A 14,138-nucleotide genomic window follows, 5' to 3' on the forward strand; every position below is an offset into this window, starting at 1 on the left:
TCGCATACAGAATTTTTCAGAGGCGCCGCTCTGGCGCGTCGTTACCGTGAGATAGCCGTCCTCCATGTTTGGTTCCAACGACGACAAAAAGACCCCAGCCCCGGCTGGCGAGAAGAAAGGCCTGTTCGGATGGCTGCGCAAAAAGCCGCAGGAAGCCACTCCAGAACCGCCTCAGAATGCCCCCGCACCCGCGCCAGAATCCGTGCCCAACCAGGCGCCGGCTGTTGCTGAGCAGATCAACGCCCCGGTCATCCCCGCCGAGCGCGCGCCGCAACCCACGTCGCAGCCCTTGCCACAAACAGCGACGACTGAAGCGCTTTCGGCCCCGGTCGAAGATCCTTGGCTTCACCTGCCTGTTGCTGAAGAGCCAGTCGCTTTCACCGATGAGCGCGAGCCTCACGTTACGCCGCCCATCCCGGTTCACACCGAGTCCAACGTGGAATCTGCGGCCGCTCCCTTGGCTGAAGTCCCCGCTCAACCGGCGCTCATCGACACCACCTCGTTCGAAGTGGCTCCGTCTGTCGAGCCGACCCCGGTCGCGCTGCCTGATCCGGTGTCTGGCAATGATCTCCCGTCGCTGACGCCGCCGTTGACGACAGCGCCGAGGTTTCCAGCCGCAGCTGCGGTGCCCGTTCTTGAAACCAATGTGCCGCCTGTCCCGTTCGAAGGATCCGCCGCACCCAAGCAGCCTGGTTTCTTCGCGCGCCTGAAGCAGGGCCTGTCGAAAACCAGCGCCAGCCTGGGCGAAGGCATGGCCAGCCTGTTCCTCGGCAAAAAAGCCATCGACGACGACATGCTCGACGAGCTGGAAACCCGGCTGTTGACTGCCGACGTCGGCGTGGAAGCAACGTCGGCGATCGTGCGCAACTTGACGCAGAAAGTAGCGCGCAAGCAGCTCACCGACAGCGATGCGCTGTACAAGTCGCTGCAGAACGAGCTGACTGAAATGCTCAAGCCGGTGGAAGCTCCGCTGGTCATCACTTCGCAGCACAAGCCTTTCGTGATTCTGGTCGTTGGCGTCAACGGCGCGGGTAAAACCACCACCATTGGCAAGCTCGCCAAGAAGCTTCAGCTGGAAGGCAAGAAGGTCATGCTGGCGGCAGGCGACACCTTCCGCGCCGCAGCCGTTGAGCAGCTGCAGGTCTGGGGCGAGCGCAACAAGATCCCGGTCATTGCCCAGCACACAGGCGCCGACTCGGCATCGGTGATTTTTGATGCCGTTCAGGCCGCCAAAGCGCGCGGTATCGATGTGCTGATCGCCGACACGGCGGGCCGCCTGCACACCAAAGACAACCTGATGGAAGAGCTGAAGAAGGTTCGCCGCGTGATCGGCAAGCTCGACGCCGACGCGCCCCACGAAGTGCTTCTGGTGCTGGACGCCGGTACGGGCCAGAACGCGATCAACCAGGCCAAACAGTTCAACCAGACCGTCCAGCTCACCGGCCTTGCGCTGACCAAGCTCGACGGTACCGCCAAGGGCGGCGTGATCTTCGCCCTGGCCAAGCAGTTCGGTCTGCCGATTCGCTACATCGGTGTCGGTGAAGGCATCGACGATCTGCGCACCTTCGAAGCCGAGCCGTTCGTCCAAGCCCTATTCGCCGAGCGGGAGCGCCCATGATTCGTTTCGAACAGGTCGGTAAACGCTATCCGAACGGACACGTCGGCTTGCATGAGCTGAGCTTTCGAGTACGTCGTGGCGAATTTCTGTTTGTGACCGGTCACTCCGGCGCGGGCAAAAGTACCTTGCTGCGCCTGCTGCTGGCGATGGAGCGTCCGACCACGGGCAAGCTGTTGCTGGCGGGTCAGGACCTGGGTCAGATCAGCACCGCGCAGATTCCGTTTTTGCGTCGGCAGATCGGCGTCGTGTTCCAGAACCACCAATTGCTGTTTGATCGCACGGTGTTCAATAACGTCGCGCTGCCGCTGCAGATCCTCGGCCTGTCCAAAACCGAAGTGGTCAAGCGCGTCGACTCGGCCCTTGAGCGCGTTGCGTTATCGGACAAAGCCGAGCTGTACCCGGGCGATTTGTCCACCGGTCAGCAACAGCGCGTGGGCATCGCCCGCGCCATCGTTCACCGCCCGGCCCTGCTGCTGGCGGACGAACCCACTGGTAACCTCGACCCGCGACTGGCAGCTGAAATCATGGGTGTGTTCGAAGACATCAACCGTCTGGGCACCAGTGTGCTGATTGCAAGCCATGACCTCGCATTGATCGCGCGGATGCGCCATCGCATGCTGACGTTGCAACGCGGCCGACTGATCGGCGACGGGGAGGCTGGCGTATGAGTGCCACTCGCAGTCCCAAGGTGTCCGAACGCGTAGCGCCAAAAGCTTCAGACCCGGCGCCGCAAAAGAAAAAGAAACGCGATGACGACGATGGCCCGAGCTTCGGCGAGTTGTTCAACGCCTGGATCGAGGCCCACCGGTCAAGCCTGCTGGACAGCCTGCGCCGTCTCGGCAAGCAGCCCATTGGCAGCTTTTTTACCTGTCTGGTGATGGCCATTGCGCTGAGTTTGCCGATGGGCTTGTCGTTGTTGCTGAGCAATGTCGAGCGTTTGGGCGGATCCTGGCAGCGCGCGGCGCAGATATCTCTGTACCTGCAACTGGACGCATCGCCGAGTGAAGGCGAGGGCCTTGTCCGTCAGATCAAGGAAATGGGCGGCGTCGCCGATGCCGAATACATCAGCCGCGATGAGGCACTGAACGAGTTCCAGAAGCAGTCCGGTCTGGGCGAGGCACTGAAGGAGTTGCCTGAAAACCCGCTGCCCGGCGTTGTGCTGGTTACACCGTTGGAAGTTGACAAAGCCGCGCTGGAAGCATTACGTACGCATCTGGCCGAGTTGCCTAAAGTGCAGCAGGCCCAGCTTGATCTGGTCTGGGTCGAGCGGTTGGCAGCGATCCTCAAGCTGGGTGACCGGTTCGTGTTCGGCCTGACCGTGTTGCTCGTCGCGGCGCTCCTGTTGGTCATCGGCAACACCATTCGTCTGCACATCGAGAACCGTCGTACGGAAATCGAGGTCATCAAGTTAGTAGGCGGTACGGACAGTTACGTCCGTCGGCCCTTCCTTTATATGGGGGCGTTGTACGGGCTGGGTGCCGGAGTTCTTTCCTGGGGTGTTCTGGCTTTCGGGCTAGACTGGTTGAACGAAGCGGTGGTCCGGCTGGCCGGACTCTACGGCAGCAATTTTGCCCTTGCAGGCGTGCCAGTGTCAGACGGCGTGTCGCTCTTGCTTGGAGCGGTGCTGTTGGGGTATATCGGTGCGTGGATTGCAGTGGCACGCCATTTAAGAGAGTTGGCGCCTCGTTAGTGTTGAGTAGCTACAGTGTTCAGGCGCTGCGTCGTTAGTAAATTTTGTTTCACCTATTGACTTTTCAGCTAAGGGAACTTGTCTAGCGGTTCCCGGTCAATTTCGCAGTGCTGAACTGCACGAGTTATGTGTCGGAGGTTTTTCGTAATGACCAATTCTTTGCAACCTGCGTATGCCTTAGTCCCGGGTGCGAACCTGGAAGCCTATGTGCACACGGTTAACAGCATCCCACTGCTGACGCCAGAGCAGGAGCGTGAACTGGCGGAGAGTCTCTACTATGAGCAGGATTTGGGGGCGGCTCGGCAGATGGTGCTCGCCCACCTGCGATTTGTCGTGCATATCGCACGCAGTTATTCCGGTTATGGCCTGGCTCAGGCTGACCTGATTCAGGAAGGTAACGTCGGCCTGATGAAGGCCGTGAAGCGCTTCAATCCAGAGATGGGTGTGCGCCTGGTGTCCTTTGCCGTGCACTGGATCAAGGCCGAGATTCACGAGTTCATCCTGCGTAACTGGCGCATCGTGAAGGTCGCGACCACCAAGGCTCAGCGCAAACTGTTCTTCAACCTGCGGAGCCAGAAGAAGCGTCTGGCTTGGTTGAACAACGAAGAAGTCCATCGCGTTGCCGAAAGCCTGGGTGTCGAACCCCGCGAAGTGCGCGAGATGGAAAGTCGTCTGACCGGCCACGACATGGCATTCGACCCAGCGGCAGAAGCCGACGATGACAGCGCTTTCCAGTCGCCGGCCAACTATCTGGAAGACCATCGCTACGATCCGGCGCGTCAGCTGGAAGATTCCGACTGGACGGACAGCTCGACGGCCAACCTGCACGAAGCACTGAACGTGCTCGACGACCGCAGCCGCGACATTCTGTATCAGCGCTGGCTGGCGGAAGAGAAGGCCACGCTGCACGACCTGGCCGAGAAGTACAACGTCTCGGCCGAGCGTATTCGTCAGCTGGAGAAGAGCGCGATGAACAAGCTGAAGCTGTCGATTGCTGCCTGATCGTTACGCCGTTACGCAAAACGCCCCGAGATGATCGGGGCGTTTTTGTTTGTGGGATGTATCTCAGTAGGACCGGCTTCAGCCGGGAAGAAGCCGGGTTGAGCGCCATTAGGCTTGCGGCGTGACGTGTGACGCGTTCCCGGCTAAAGCCGGTCCTACGAAAGCTTAAAGCCAGTCCTACGAAAGCCATAAAGCCAGACTTGGGCTCACCACTTCCGGCTGTGATTCAACCCCATCAAATACTCATCCCCACCCAGCTGACGCATCTGCTGGCGGATCCAGCCTGCCCGCTGTGAGACATAGCCACTGGGGTGGCTGGCGCTCCATTCCCGTGGGTTGGGCAGGACGGCGGCCAAATAACTTGCCTGCTGCGTGGACAGCTGACTGGCATTCACATGGAAGTGATGCTGCGCGGCCGCTTGGGCGCCGAAGACGCCGTCGTCCCATTCGACGCTGTTCAGGTACACCTCAAGAATGCGCTGCTTGGACCAAAACACCTCGATCAGCGCGGTGAACCAGGCTTCCAGGCCTTTGCGGAAGTAGCTGCGGCCCGACCACAGAAACAGGTTTTTCGACACCTGCTGGCTCAGCGTGCTGGCCCCGCGCAGGGAGCCGCCGCGTTCGTTATGAACCAGTGCCGCCTGAATGGCGTCGATATCGAAACCCCAGTGCTCGGCAAACTTCTGGTCCTCGCCGGCAATGACAGCGATTTTCAGGTCATCGGAGATGTTGTCCCATGACTCCCAGTCGCGCTGCAGGTCAATGGGCTGACCGTCGAACCAGGATTCAATTTTGCGCTCGACCATCAAGCCGGTAAACGGAGGAGGGACCCAACGGAAAATCAGCACCAGCACGACACTCGTCGCTGCAAACCAGAGCAGGCCTTTGGCGACACGACGGAGAAGTAATTGCAGCATAGAGATGGCTTGGCCGAAGCGTTTGAGCGGGCCATTATACAGACCACGCGTCATTGAACTTGCCTGGAGTTGTACATGTTACGAACCTTTCTGATGCTGGCCTCCTTCTTCGGATTCACCGGCGTCGCCCTTGGCGCGTTCGCTGCCCACGGCCTGAAAAACCGCCTGACCCCCGAGTACCTGGCGGTCTTCCACACCGGCGTGCTCTACCAGCTGATTCATGCGCTGGCGATTTTCGGCGTGGCGCTGCTGGCGATGCAGATCCAGGGCCGGCTCGTCACCTACGCAGGCATCTCCTTCACACTGGGCATCATCCTGTTTTCCGGCAGCCTCTACCTGATGACGCTGACCGGCGCGACCAAGCTGGGCATCATCACCCCCTTCGGCGGCCTGTTTTTCCTGATCGGCTGGGCGATTCTCGGCTGGACGGCATGGCGCCTGGGGCTCGACACGCTTTAATCCCGCCTGGGGCGCGCGCCTGTCGCGGACGCGCCCCATACCCAGGCTACGCCCGAGACGAATGGCGTGGCTTTGCCTTGGTCATACCGGCCGATCGGGCTAGAATGCTCGCCCCCTAAAATGATGGCTGCCCCTCGCATGCGCATTCAGTTGAACGGTGAATCCTTTGAGCTGCCCGACGGCGAAACCGTCGCGGGATTGCTCACACGTCTGGATCTGGCCGGGCGCCGAGTCGCCGTCGAGCTCAATCTGGACATCGTCCCGCGCAGCCAGCATGCCGCCACGACGCTGACCGAAGGCGATCAGGTCGAAGTGGTGCACGCCATCGGTGGCGGCTAGCCTTCGACGTGCCGCCGGCCTGATCCGCAGGCACTGCAAAAACCTCAACCGTAAAGAGGATTTCAGATGAGCAACGTTCGCAGCGACAAGCCGTTCACCGTGGCCGGTCGTACTTTTCAGTCGCGCCTGCTGGTCGGCACTGGCAAGTACGCGGATATGGAACAGACCCGACTGGCCATCGAAGCCTCGGGCGCCGAGATCGTCACCGTTGCCGTGCGCCGGACCAACCTGGGCCAGAACCCGGGCGAACCGAACCTGCTCGACGTGCTGCCGCCGGACCGCTACACCATCCTGCCGAACACCGCCGGTTGCTACGACGCCATCGAAGCCGTGCGCACCTGCCGCCTGGCTCGCGAGCTGCTCGATGGCCACAATCTGGTCAAGCTGGAAGTCCTCGCTGACCAGAAAACCCTGTTCCCCAATGTCATCGAAACTCTCAAGGCCGCCGAAACGCTGGTCAGGGACGGCTTCGACGTCATGGTCTACACCAGCGATGACCCGATCATCGCCCGCCAGCTCGCCGAAATCGGTTGCTGCGCGGTGATGCCCCTCGCGGGCCTGATCGGTACTGGCCTGGGGATCTGCAACCCGTACAACCTGCAGATCATCCTCGAAGAATCGAAAGTCCCGGTGCTGGTCGATGCCGGTGTCGGCACTGCGTCCGATGCCACCATCGCCATGGAACTGGGGTGTGAGGCGGTGCTGATGAACTCGGCCATCGCCCACGCGCAACACCCGGTGCTGATGGCCGAAGCCATGAAACACGCCATTCTGGCAGGCCGCATGGCCTACCTGGCCGGCCGTATGCCCAAGAAACTCTATGCCAGCGCGTCTTCGCCGCTGGATGGTCTGATCAAGTAAGAGCCTGTTGATGATTGATTCGCAAACGCCCGACCCACTTCCGGACGATGAAGTGATGAACGACGAGAACACCAAAGCCCAAGGCGATGACAGCCACCATCGGCGCATCAAGAGCTTCGTGATGCGTGCCGGTCGCATGACCGAAGGCCAGCAACGTGGTCTGGATCAGGGCAAGGAGCGTTTCGTGCTGCCGCTGGCCGACGCCCCGGTGGATTTCGATCAGGTGTTTGGTCGCTCGGCCCCGCGCACCCTAGAAATCGGCTTCGGCATGGGCCACTCGCTGCTGGAAATGGCCGCCGCCGCGCCAGAGCAGGATTTCATCGGCGTGGAAGTGCACCGTCCGGGCGTCGGCGCCTTGCTCAACGGCGTGCTGACCCAAGGGCTCACCAACCTGCGCGTTTACGATTGCGATGCGATCGAAGTGCTCAACCGTTGTGTGGCCGACAACAGCCTGGACCGGCTGATGCTGTTCTTCCCGGATCCCTGGCACAAGTCGCGCCACCACAAGCGCCGCATCGTCCAGGCCGAATTTGCCGAGCTTGTGCGCACCAAGCTGAAGCCGGGCGGCGTGCTGCACATGGCGACCGACTGGGAACCCTATGCCGAATACATGCTGGAAGTGATGAACGTGGCGCCGGGTTACCGCAACCTGGCCGAAGACGGCAAATGCGTTCCGCGCCCTGCGGAGCGTCCGATCACCAAGTTCGAGCGCCGTGGCGAACGCCTCGGTCACGGGGTTTGGGATCTGAAGTTCGAGAAGCTGGCCTGATCACTTCTCGACCAGAAGCGGTCCGGTAGCGGCCGCTTTTGAGTTTTTACATCACATTTCAGCCGCTTTTTGCCTTGTATGACGAACCCTTCGATTTCTTCCTAAGGAGGCTACAAGGTCTTCGGAATCGTCCGACATCCATTTTCAGTTCTGATCTTCATAGTCCCCGCCGTTGCATATATCAATATTGATGACGAGGAATGAAGATGAACAAGTTTTGGCAAATGGCTGCGATCGCCACGCTGATTGCGACCACCAGCGGCTGTGTCAGCTATAACGTCAGCCAGCCAAGCGCTTCGCTGTCCGGCGACGTGAAGACTGATCTGAAGGCTGACGTCAAAGTCGGTGAAGCCATCAGCGGCGAGTCGTCCACCAATGTTCTGTTCGGCTGGTTGAACATCGGCGGCGATACGCAATTTGCGGACGGCGTGACCTACGGCGGCGCGAGCGGTGGTGGCGGCATCGGCCTGCCTCTGCCGGACCCGATCTCCTCCACCAAGGCCGCCGCAGCGTTCAAGGCCGTCAAATCGTCCGGCTCCGACCTGATCGTGGCGCCGCGTTACGAAGTCACCGTCAACGATTACTTCATCTTCAAGCAAGTGAACGTGAAAGTGACCGGCAACAAAGGCAGCATCCAGAGCATCCGCTGATGGGCTGATCGCACTCGGCAACCGCGGAGTGTGATTCTTGAGAGCGCCCTTCCCGCCATCGCGGGCAAGGGCGCTTTTGCATGTCCGGTCGGTTACTTCCGATCGGCCACCACCCCGATCAACACCAGCACTACCACCAATACCGGTGCCAGGCTGTAGTTGTTGAACTGGCTCAGTGCGCGAACGACCCACGGCGTTGCATAAATCAGCGCAGCGCCACTGCCGACGGTGCAGAGCAGCGCCATGATCGGAATGCGCAGGGCGCCGGCAAAACCGCCGATGCGGCCTTCGATCCAGCCCTTGATGTCAGTTCCGAACAGAATCAGCAGACAGCCCACCAGTGCCAGGGCGATTTCCGACAAATTGCTGCGACTCCAGCGCGAGACAGTGGCCAGCAAGTCGAGTACGAATTCCATTCAGTGTCCTTAGTGTTGAGCCTTACAGAAGAAAGTGCTGCAGCAGGTCGTTGAGGAATAACTGGCCGCGAGCGGTTGCCACCAGCCGTGTCGGATCAGTTTCCAGCAGGCCGCGTTGTTCCGCCTCAAGACGGGCGCTGGCGAGCGAATCGACGCTTAGACCGGTGCGGCGCTGAAATAATGCAGCGTCCACACCATTTGTCAGGCGCAGGGCGTTCATCAGGAATTCAAACGGCATCTCATCCAGTGGCAGCAGCTTTTCGCCAGCCTGATAGGCCTTGGCGGGATTCAAATAGTCTTTGGGCAAGCGGGTTTTCCAGGTGCGGATGATGCGCCCATCCGGGTGGCTGAGCTTGCCATGGGCGCCCGCTCCGATCCCGATGAAATCCCCGAAGCTCCAGTAATTCAGGTTATGCCGCGCTTCGCGTCCCGGCTGCGCGTAGGCCGACACTTCGTATTGGCCGTAGTCGTTTTCCCGAAGCAGCGTCTGACCGGCCTCTTGAATGTCCCAGAGGATGTCATCTTCCGGCAGCGTGGGCGGCTGATTCCAGAACACGGTGTTCGGCTCAAGGGTCAGCTGATACCAGGACAGGTGCGTCGGGGCGAGGGCGATGGCCTGCCGCAGGTCGCCGAGGGCGTCTTCCTGGGACTGATCCGGCAGACCATGCATGAGGTCCAGATTGAAGTTATCGAAACCCGCCCGACGGGCCATGTCTGCCGCGCGCACGGCTTCATCGCCGTTATGGATACGCCCCAGCGCCTTGAGCTTGGCCTCCTGAAAACTCTGGATGCCGATCGACAGCCGATTGATGCCCAGGCCGCGATAAGCGCTGAATTTCACCTGCTCAAAGGTGCCAGGGTTGGCTTCCAGCGTGATCTCGATGTCGGGCGCGAAACGGATGCGTTGTTCCACGCCGCGCAGCAAACGGCCCAGCGCGTCGGCGCTGAACAGACTGGGCGTGCCGCCACCGAAGAAAATCGTGCTCAGCTCGCGGCCGTAAACGTGGGGCAGGTCCTGGTCGAGGTCGGCCAGCAACGCGTCGACGTATTCCTGCTCCGGCAACACCGGGCTCGCGGTGTGGGAGTTAAAATCGCAGTACGGGCATTTGCGCACGCACCACGGAATATGGATGTACAGCGACAGCGGCGGCAGCTCGGCAAGCGGCGCCCGCGGCTGCTCAGAGGAGAAACCGGTCGCGCCCAGAATCAGCGGCCGGGTGTTGGAATCCTGAGTCATTGCTGATCAGGGCTCAGCCCCAGACGCTGACGCAGGATGGCCATGGCGCGGGCGCGGTGGCTGATCTGGTTCTTGTCGGTCGGGGTGAGTTCGGCGCTTGAACAGTTGCGCTCCGGCACCCAGAACAGCGGGTCATAACCAAAGCCGTGTTCGCCGCTGGCGGCGGTGAGGATGCGGCCGTGCCACAGACCTTCGCAGAGGATCGGCAGCGGGTCGTCGGCGTGGCGTACCAGTGCCAGAACGCAGACGAACTGGGCGCCGCGCTGTTCGGCGGGGACGTCGTTGAGGGCGTCCAGCAATTTGGCGTTGTTCGCCGCATCACCCTGGCCGTCGGCGTAACGCGCGGAGTAGATGCCCGGCGCACCGCCCAGGTAATCCACCGCCAGCCCCGAGTCATCGGCCAGCGCCGGCAGGCCGGAAATTCGCGCCGCATTGCGCGCTTTGAGGATGGCGTTTTCGACGAACGACAGCCCGGTTTCTTCGGGTTCCACGGTGCTGAACTCGCCGATCGAGCGCAGCTGTACGCTGGCGCCGAGCATGGCCTGAAGTTCTTTGAGTTTGCCGGCGTTATGGCTGGCCAGTACAAGCTGGGTGAGATTCATGATGAGTCCGTATAAATCGGCTGCGCGAAAACTGCTGCGTTTAAATCCGCTGATTGAAGCTGAGCCCGTTGCGTTGCTGTCGCCCGCTTTCTTCACTTGGGTGCTAACGCTGGCTGGCAGGGCTTTACTGCCCTGCGGCACCGGTCACACGGCTATCTGATGGTCCTGCAAGCCCGGGCTGCTGACGCGATAGATGCCGATTTCACCCAACAGATTAGGCCAAAGCTTGCTGGCCCAGCCGTGCCGGTGCTGTTGATCGACCGCGAGCCGATCAATGACCTTCGCCGAGCGACCGCGGCACAGCTCTTCGAAATCTTCGAAGGTGCAGAAGTGGATGTTCGGCGTGTTGTACCACGTGTACGGCAGGAACTCGGAAACCGGCATCCGCCCCTTGCTCGCCAGGTACCAGCGGCAGCGCCAGTGCCCGAAATTGGGGAAGGTGATGATGCACTGACGGCCCACGCGCAGCATTTCATCAAGGATGCGGTCCGGGTAGTGCACGGCCTGAAGCGCCTGGGTCATCACCACGACATCGAAACTGTTGCTGGCGAAGTTGCCCAGCCCCTTGTCCAGATCCTGTTCGATGACGTTGACGCCCCGCGCCACGCAACGGGCGATGTTGTCAGCGTCATTTTCCAGGCCATAGCCCGTCACTTGCTTGTGCTGCTGCAGCCAGGACAGCAATTCGCCGTCGCCGCAGCCGAGGTCGAGCACACGGCTGCCAGCCGGTATCCAGTCTTGGATGATGTCCAGGTCGGCTCTCATGGTGTCCTCAGAGTGCAATTCGGTTCATGTAGCTGGAGAAGGCCTGCAAATAGCGCGGGATCGGGATCAGGAAGGCGTCGTGGCCCTGGGGCGCATCGATTTCCAGATAACAGACGTCCTTTTTCGCCGCCATCAGCGCATCAACCAACTCCCGCGAGCGGGCCGGGGAGAACCGCCAGTCGGTGGTAAACGACATCACACAGAACTTGGCACTGGCATTGGCGAAGGTGGCGGCGAGGTTATCGTTGAAGTTGGCGGCCGGATCGAAGTAGTCCAGCGCTTTGGTCATCAGTAGATAGGTGTTGGCGTCGAAACGCCCGGAAAACTCCTCGCCCTGATAACGCAGATAGCTCTCGACCTGAAACTCGACGCTGTGAAAGTCGTAGTTGAGGTTTTCGTTCTTCAGGCCCCGGCCGAATTTCTCACCCATCGAGTCATCGGACAGATAAGTGATATGCCCGACCATGCGCGCCAGCATCAGGCCGCGCTTGGGGATCACGCCGTGTTCCTGAAACGAGCCGCCGTGGAATTCCGGGTCCGTCAGGATCGCCTGCCGCGCGACTTCGTTGAACGCGATGTTCTGCGCCGACAACTTGGGCGCGGAGGCAATCGCCAGACAGTGCCGCACGCGCTCGGGGTAGGTGATCGTCCATTGCAGCGCCTGCATGCCGCCCAGGCTGCCGCCGACGATGGCGGCCCATTGATCGACGCCCAGCCGGTCGGCCAGACGCGCCTGGCTGTGCACCCAGTCTTCGACCGTCAACACCGGGAAGTCGGCGCCGAAGGGCCTGCCGGTTTCCGGGTTGAGGCTGCTGGGGCCGGTGGAGCCGTTGCAGCCGCCGAGGTTGTTCAGGCTGACGACGAAGAACTTGTCGGTGTCGATGGGCTTGCCGGGGCCGATGCAGCTGTCCCACCAGCCCGGCTTGCGGTCTTCGGCGCTGTGATAACCCGCCGCGTGGTGATGACCCGACAGCGCGTGGCAAATCAGCACCGCGTTGCTTTTGGCGGCGTTGAGCTGACCGTAGGTTTCGTAGATGAGGTCGTAGGCAGGCAACGAGCGTCCGCAGGCCAGGGCCAGCGGCTCATTGAAATGCGCCGTTTGCGGCGTGACTAGACCGACAGAATCTTTGGGAAAGACCGTGGACATCGACCTGCTCTCGCTGAAATGAGGCGTAAGTCTAAAGATCGCGCGGGGGTGCGGCAACAAAGTAAATGGCTGATTTCGCGGAGGGTGACGCTTTGGATTTTTGCCGGCGCGACATTCATCAGACTGGGAAAAAGGCGACGGCTGCTGGCGCCGTCGCCCCAAGATCTAAAGCTTCCCGGCTGAAGCCGGTCCTGCTGTCAGAGTTACCGCGTTCTCATTGGCTGCATGCGGCGGCAGTCAGATCGACCGCCAAAGCTCTTGCGGCATGCCGGCGTAGGCCGCCAGTTCAGGCATGACGTAGGACTGCAGCACTTGGATCGCCAGGAAGGCGAAGATCGGCGAGATGTCCATGCCGCCCAAGTTAGGGATGATGCGACGGAACGGCGCCAGGATCGGTTCGCTGATCTGGTAGGCCAACTCGGCGGCCGGGTTGTGGCTGCCCGGTGCAATCCAGGAAACGATGACCATGATGATCATCGCGACCCAGAAGATCTTCAGCAGCAGCGACGTGATGCCGATGATCGACCACATCAACAGGTGCGGGATATCGCCGATGGTGCCGTAGGTCATCATCAGTACGAAGGCCATCAACAGCGCCTGAATGACGATCGCCAGCAGCAGCGAGGAAGTATCGAGCCCGAAGACGCTCGGCACGATGCGCCGGATGGGCTTCAGCAACGGCTGGGTCGCACGGACGGCGAATTGGCACAGCGGATTGTAAAAGTTGGCTTTGACCAGCTGCAGCACAAAGCGCAGCAGAACGATGGTCAGGTACAGGCTGATGAGCGTCTGGATGACGAAAATAGTGGCGCCGGTGAGTGCATTCATGAGTGGTTCCTTATTTGCCCAGCTGTTCGGCGAGTTCGGCGGAGCGATGTGCAGCGGCGCCCAGCGCCTTCTCCACAATTGTTTCGAAGCCATCGGCCTGGAACGATTTGATGGCCGCTTCGGTGGTGCCTGCAGGCGAGGTCACACGGCGACGCAGTTCAGCGGCATCGACGTCGCTGCCGGTCGCCATCAGTGCAGCGCCCAGTGCGGTTTGCAGGGTGAGCTTGCTGGCAACGTCAGCCGGCAGGCCGAGTTTGACGCCTGCGGCCGTCATGGCTTCGATCAGCAGGAAGAAATACGCCGGGCCGCTGCCCGACACCGCCGTTACGGCGTCGATGTGGGCTTCTTCATCGACCCACAGTGCAATCCCGACCGCCGACAGCAGCATCTCGGCCTGCTCGCGCTGGGCCGGGGTAACATCCGCCGTCGCATACAAGCCGCTGACACCCTGGCGCAACAGCGCCGGGGTATTCGGCATGCAGCGCACGAGGGGCTGCTCGCCCAGCCACGACCGCATGCTGGCGCAGGTAATCCCGGCGGCGATGGACACGATCAGTTGATGCGGTTTGAGCGCCGGCTTCAGTGCTTCGCACACGGCTTTCATCATTTGCGGCTTGACCGCCAACAGCACCACATCGGCGCCTTCAATGGCCTCGGCGTTGTCGGCGACCACCTTGATGCCGTGTTCTTTTGCCACGCGCTCGCGGGTCTCTGCGCCAGGGTCACTGGCGCGAATCAGCTCAGCGTCGACGCCCTGGGCGCGCATGCCGCCAATCAGGCTGGCGGCCATGTTGCCGGCGCCGATGAACGCGATACGGGTTTTGCTCATGAACGGTTT

17 protein-coding genes are annotated in these 14,138 nt (G+C 61.1%); 9 read left to right on the plus strand and 8 right to left on the minus strand.

The window, feature by feature from the left end; all coding sequences use genetic code 11:
* The first annotated feature begins 64 nt into the window (after positions 1–64).
* The 4 genes from ftsY to rpoH all read left to right on the plus strand — a co-directional run bounded on the left by ftsY (position 65) and on the right by rpoH (position 4,310).
* Positions 65–1,618, plus strand: a complete 1,554-nt coding sequence (ftsY, locus tag ABEH28_RS20305) for a signal recognition particle-docking protein FtsY (protein ID WP_346630916.1) — start codon at positions 65–67, stop codon at positions 1,616–1,618.
* The gene (gene ftsE / locus ABEH28_RS20310; protein WP_037018829.1) at positions 1,615–2,286 is read left to right on the plus strand and encodes a cell division ATP-binding protein FtsE; all 672 of its coding nucleotides are present in this window, start codon (positions 1,615–1,617) and stop codon (positions 2,284–2,286) included. Before ftsY ends, ftsE begins: the two co-directional genes overlap by 4 nt.
* Positions 2,283–3,308, plus strand: coding sequence for a permease-like cell division protein FtsX (gene ftsX, locus ABEH28_RS20315; RefSeq protein ID WP_192172988.1), 1,026 nt, complete (start codon positions 2,283–2,285; stop codon positions 3,306–3,308). Before ftsE ends, ftsX begins: the two co-directional genes overlap by 4 nt.
* A gap of 147 nt (positions 3,309–3,455) precedes the next feature.
* Positions 3,456–4,310, plus strand: coding sequence for an RNA polymerase sigma factor RpoH (gene rpoH, locus ABEH28_RS20320; protein WP_065991120.1), 855 nt, complete (start codon positions 3,456–3,458; stop codon positions 4,308–4,310).
* Between the two features lie 206 nt (positions 4,311–4,516).
* Here the strand turns inward: rpoH and mtgA are convergent, their stop codons facing one another.
* Positions 4,517–5,227 (minus strand): monofunctional biosynthetic peptidoglycan transglycosylase, encoded by a 711-nt coding sequence (gene mtgA / locus ABEH28_RS20325; RefSeq protein ID WP_346630917.1) that lies wholly within the window; start codon positions 5,225–5,227, stop codon positions 4,517–4,519.
* Between the two features lie 75 nt (positions 5,228–5,302).
* Between mtgA and ABEH28_RS20330 the strand changes: the two genes are divergently transcribed.
* From ABEH28_RS20330 to ABEH28_RS20350, 5 genes are all read left to right on the plus strand, one after another.
* Positions 5,303–5,686 carry a DUF423 domain-containing protein gene (locus tag ABEH28_RS20330; RefSeq protein WP_065991125.1) on the plus strand — a complete coding sequence of 128 codons (384 nt, stop codon included), beginning with the start codon at positions 5,303–5,305 and terminating at the stop codon, positions 5,684–5,686.
* Between the two features lie 138 nt (positions 5,687–5,824).
* The gene (thiS, locus tag ABEH28_RS20335; protein WP_346630918.1) at positions 5,825–6,025 is read left to right on the plus strand and encodes a sulfur carrier protein ThiS; all 201 of its coding nucleotides are present in this window, start codon (positions 5,825–5,827) and stop codon (positions 6,023–6,025) included.
* Between the two features lie 66 nt (positions 6,026–6,091).
* Entirely contained in the window at positions 6,092–6,886 is a 795-nt protein-coding gene (locus ABEH28_RS20340; protein ID WP_192172986.1) for a thiazole synthase, read from the plus strand.
* A gap of 55 nt (positions 6,887–6,941) precedes the next feature.
* Positions 6,942–7,655 carry a tRNA (guanosine(46)-N7)-methyltransferase TrmB gene (trmB, locus tag ABEH28_RS20345; protein ID WP_282368673.1) on the plus strand — a complete coding sequence of 238 codons (714 nt, stop codon included), beginning with the start codon at positions 6,942–6,944 and terminating at the stop codon, positions 7,653–7,655.
* A gap of 206 nt (positions 7,656–7,861) precedes the next feature.
* Positions 7,862–8,305 carry a hypothetical protein gene (locus tag ABEH28_RS20350; RefSeq protein WP_074892395.1) on the plus strand — a complete coding sequence of 148 codons (444 nt, stop codon included), beginning with the start codon at positions 7,862–7,864 and terminating at the stop codon, positions 8,303–8,305.
* Between the two features lie 92 nt (positions 8,306–8,397).
* On the opposite strand, the gene ABEH28_RS20355 is transcribed toward ABEH28_RS20350, so the two are convergent.
* The 7 genes from ABEH28_RS20355 to proC form a co-directional block, all read right to left on the minus strand.
* Positions 8,398–8,721: a DUF3392 domain-containing protein gene (locus ABEH28_RS20355; protein WP_192172985.1), complete on the minus strand. Its 324-nt coding sequence runs from the start codon at positions 8,719–8,721 to the stop codon at positions 8,398–8,400.
* 22 nt (positions 8,722–8,743) lie between these two features.
* Entirely contained in the window at positions 8,744–9,958 is a 1,215-nt protein-coding gene (hemW, locus tag ABEH28_RS20360; protein ID WP_346627250.1) for a radical SAM family heme chaperone HemW, read from the minus strand.
* The gene (gene rdgB, locus ABEH28_RS20365; protein WP_346627314.1) at positions 9,955–10,563 is read right to left on the minus strand and encodes an RdgB/HAM1 family non-canonical purine NTP pyrophosphatase; all 609 of its coding nucleotides are present in this window, start codon (positions 10,561–10,563) and stop codon (positions 9,955–9,957) included. Before rdgB ends, hemW begins: the two co-directional genes overlap by 4 nt.
* 141 nt (positions 10,564–10,704) lie before the next feature.
* Positions 10,705–11,325 carry a methionine biosynthesis protein MetW gene (gene metW / locus ABEH28_RS20370; RefSeq protein WP_192172983.1) on the minus strand — a complete coding sequence of 207 codons (621 nt, stop codon included), beginning with the start codon at positions 11,323–11,325 and terminating at the stop codon, positions 10,705–10,707.
* 7 nt (positions 11,326–11,332) lie between these two features.
* Entirely contained in the window at positions 11,333–12,472 is a 1,140-nt protein-coding gene (locus ABEH28_RS20375) for a homoserine O-acetyltransferase (RefSeq protein ID WP_192172982.1), read from the minus strand.
* Between the two features lie 237 nt (positions 12,473–12,709).
* Positions 12,710–13,300 carry a YggT family protein gene (locus ABEH28_RS20380; RefSeq protein WP_346630919.1) on the minus strand — a complete coding sequence of 197 codons (591 nt, stop codon included), beginning with the start codon at positions 13,298–13,300 and terminating at the stop codon, positions 12,710–12,712.
* Positions 13,301–13,310: 10 nt separating this feature from the next.
* Positions 13,311–14,129: a pyrroline-5-carboxylate reductase gene (gene proC, locus ABEH28_RS20385; RefSeq protein ID WP_346630920.1), complete on the minus strand. Its 819-nt coding sequence runs from the start codon at positions 14,127–14,129 to the stop codon at positions 13,311–13,313.
* Positions 14,130–14,138: the final 9 nt, after the last annotated feature.

Source organism: Pseudomonas sp. Ps21-P2 (assembly GCF_039672565.1).
GTDB lineage: Bacteria > Pseudomonadota > Gammaproteobacteria > Pseudomonadales > Pseudomonadaceae > Aquipseudomonas.

Coding starts and splice junctions, on each gene's coding strand:
- ftsY (WP_346630916.1), top strand. CDS start 65: ATGTTTGGTTCCAACGACGACAAAAAGACCCCAGCCCCGGCTGGCGAG.
- ftsE (WP_037018829.1), top strand. CDS start 1,615: ATGATTCGTTTCGAACAGGTCGGTAAACGCTATCCGAACGGACACGTC.
- ftsX (WP_192172988.1), top strand. CDS start 2,283: ATGAGTGCCACTCGCAGTCCCAAGGTGTCCGAACGCGTAGCGCCAAAA.
- rpoH (WP_065991120.1), top strand. CDS start 3,456: ATGACCAATTCTTTGCAACCTGCGTATGCCTTAGTCCCGGGTGCGAAC.
- mtgA (WP_346630917.1), bottom strand. CDS start 5,227: ATGCTGCAATTACTTCTCCGTCGTGTCGCCAAAGGCCTGCTCTGGTTT.
- ABEH28_RS20330 (WP_065991125.1), top strand. CDS start 5,303: ATGTTACGAACCTTTCTGATGCTGGCCTCCTTCTTCGGATTCACCGGC.
- thiS (WP_346630918.1), top strand. CDS start 5,825: ATGCGCATTCAGTTGAACGGTGAATCCTTTGAGCTGCCCGACGGCGAA.
- ABEH28_RS20340 (WP_192172986.1), top strand. CDS start 6,092: ATGAGCAACGTTCGCAGCGACAAGCCGTTCACCGTGGCCGGTCGTACT.
- trmB (WP_282368673.1), top strand. CDS start 6,942: ATGAACGACGAGAACACCAAAGCCCAAGGCGATGACAGCCACCATCGG.
- ABEH28_RS20350 (WP_074892395.1), top strand. CDS start 7,862: ATGAACAAGTTTTGGCAAATGGCTGCGATCGCCACGCTGATTGCGACC.
- ABEH28_RS20355 (WP_192172985.1), bottom strand. CDS start 8,721: ATGGAATTCGTACTCGACTTGCTGGCCACTGTCTCGCGCTGGAGTCGC.
- hemW (WP_346627250.1), bottom strand. CDS start 9,958: ATGACTCAGGATTCCAACACCCGGCCGCTGATTCTGGGCGCGACCGGT.
- metW (WP_192172983.1), bottom strand. CDS start 11,325: ATGAGAGCCGACCTGGACATCATCCAAGACTGGATACCGGCTGGCAGC.
- ABEH28_RS20375 (WP_192172982.1), bottom strand. CDS start 12,472: ATGTCCACGGTCTTTCCCAAAGATTCTGTCGGTCTAGTCACGCCGCAA.
- ABEH28_RS20380 (WP_346630919.1), bottom strand. CDS start 13,300: ATGAATGCACTCACCGGCGCCACTATTTTCGTCATCCAGACGCTCATC.
- proC (WP_346630920.1), bottom strand. CDS start 14,129: ATGAGCAAAACCCGTATCGCGTTCATCGGCGCCGGCAACATGGCCGCC.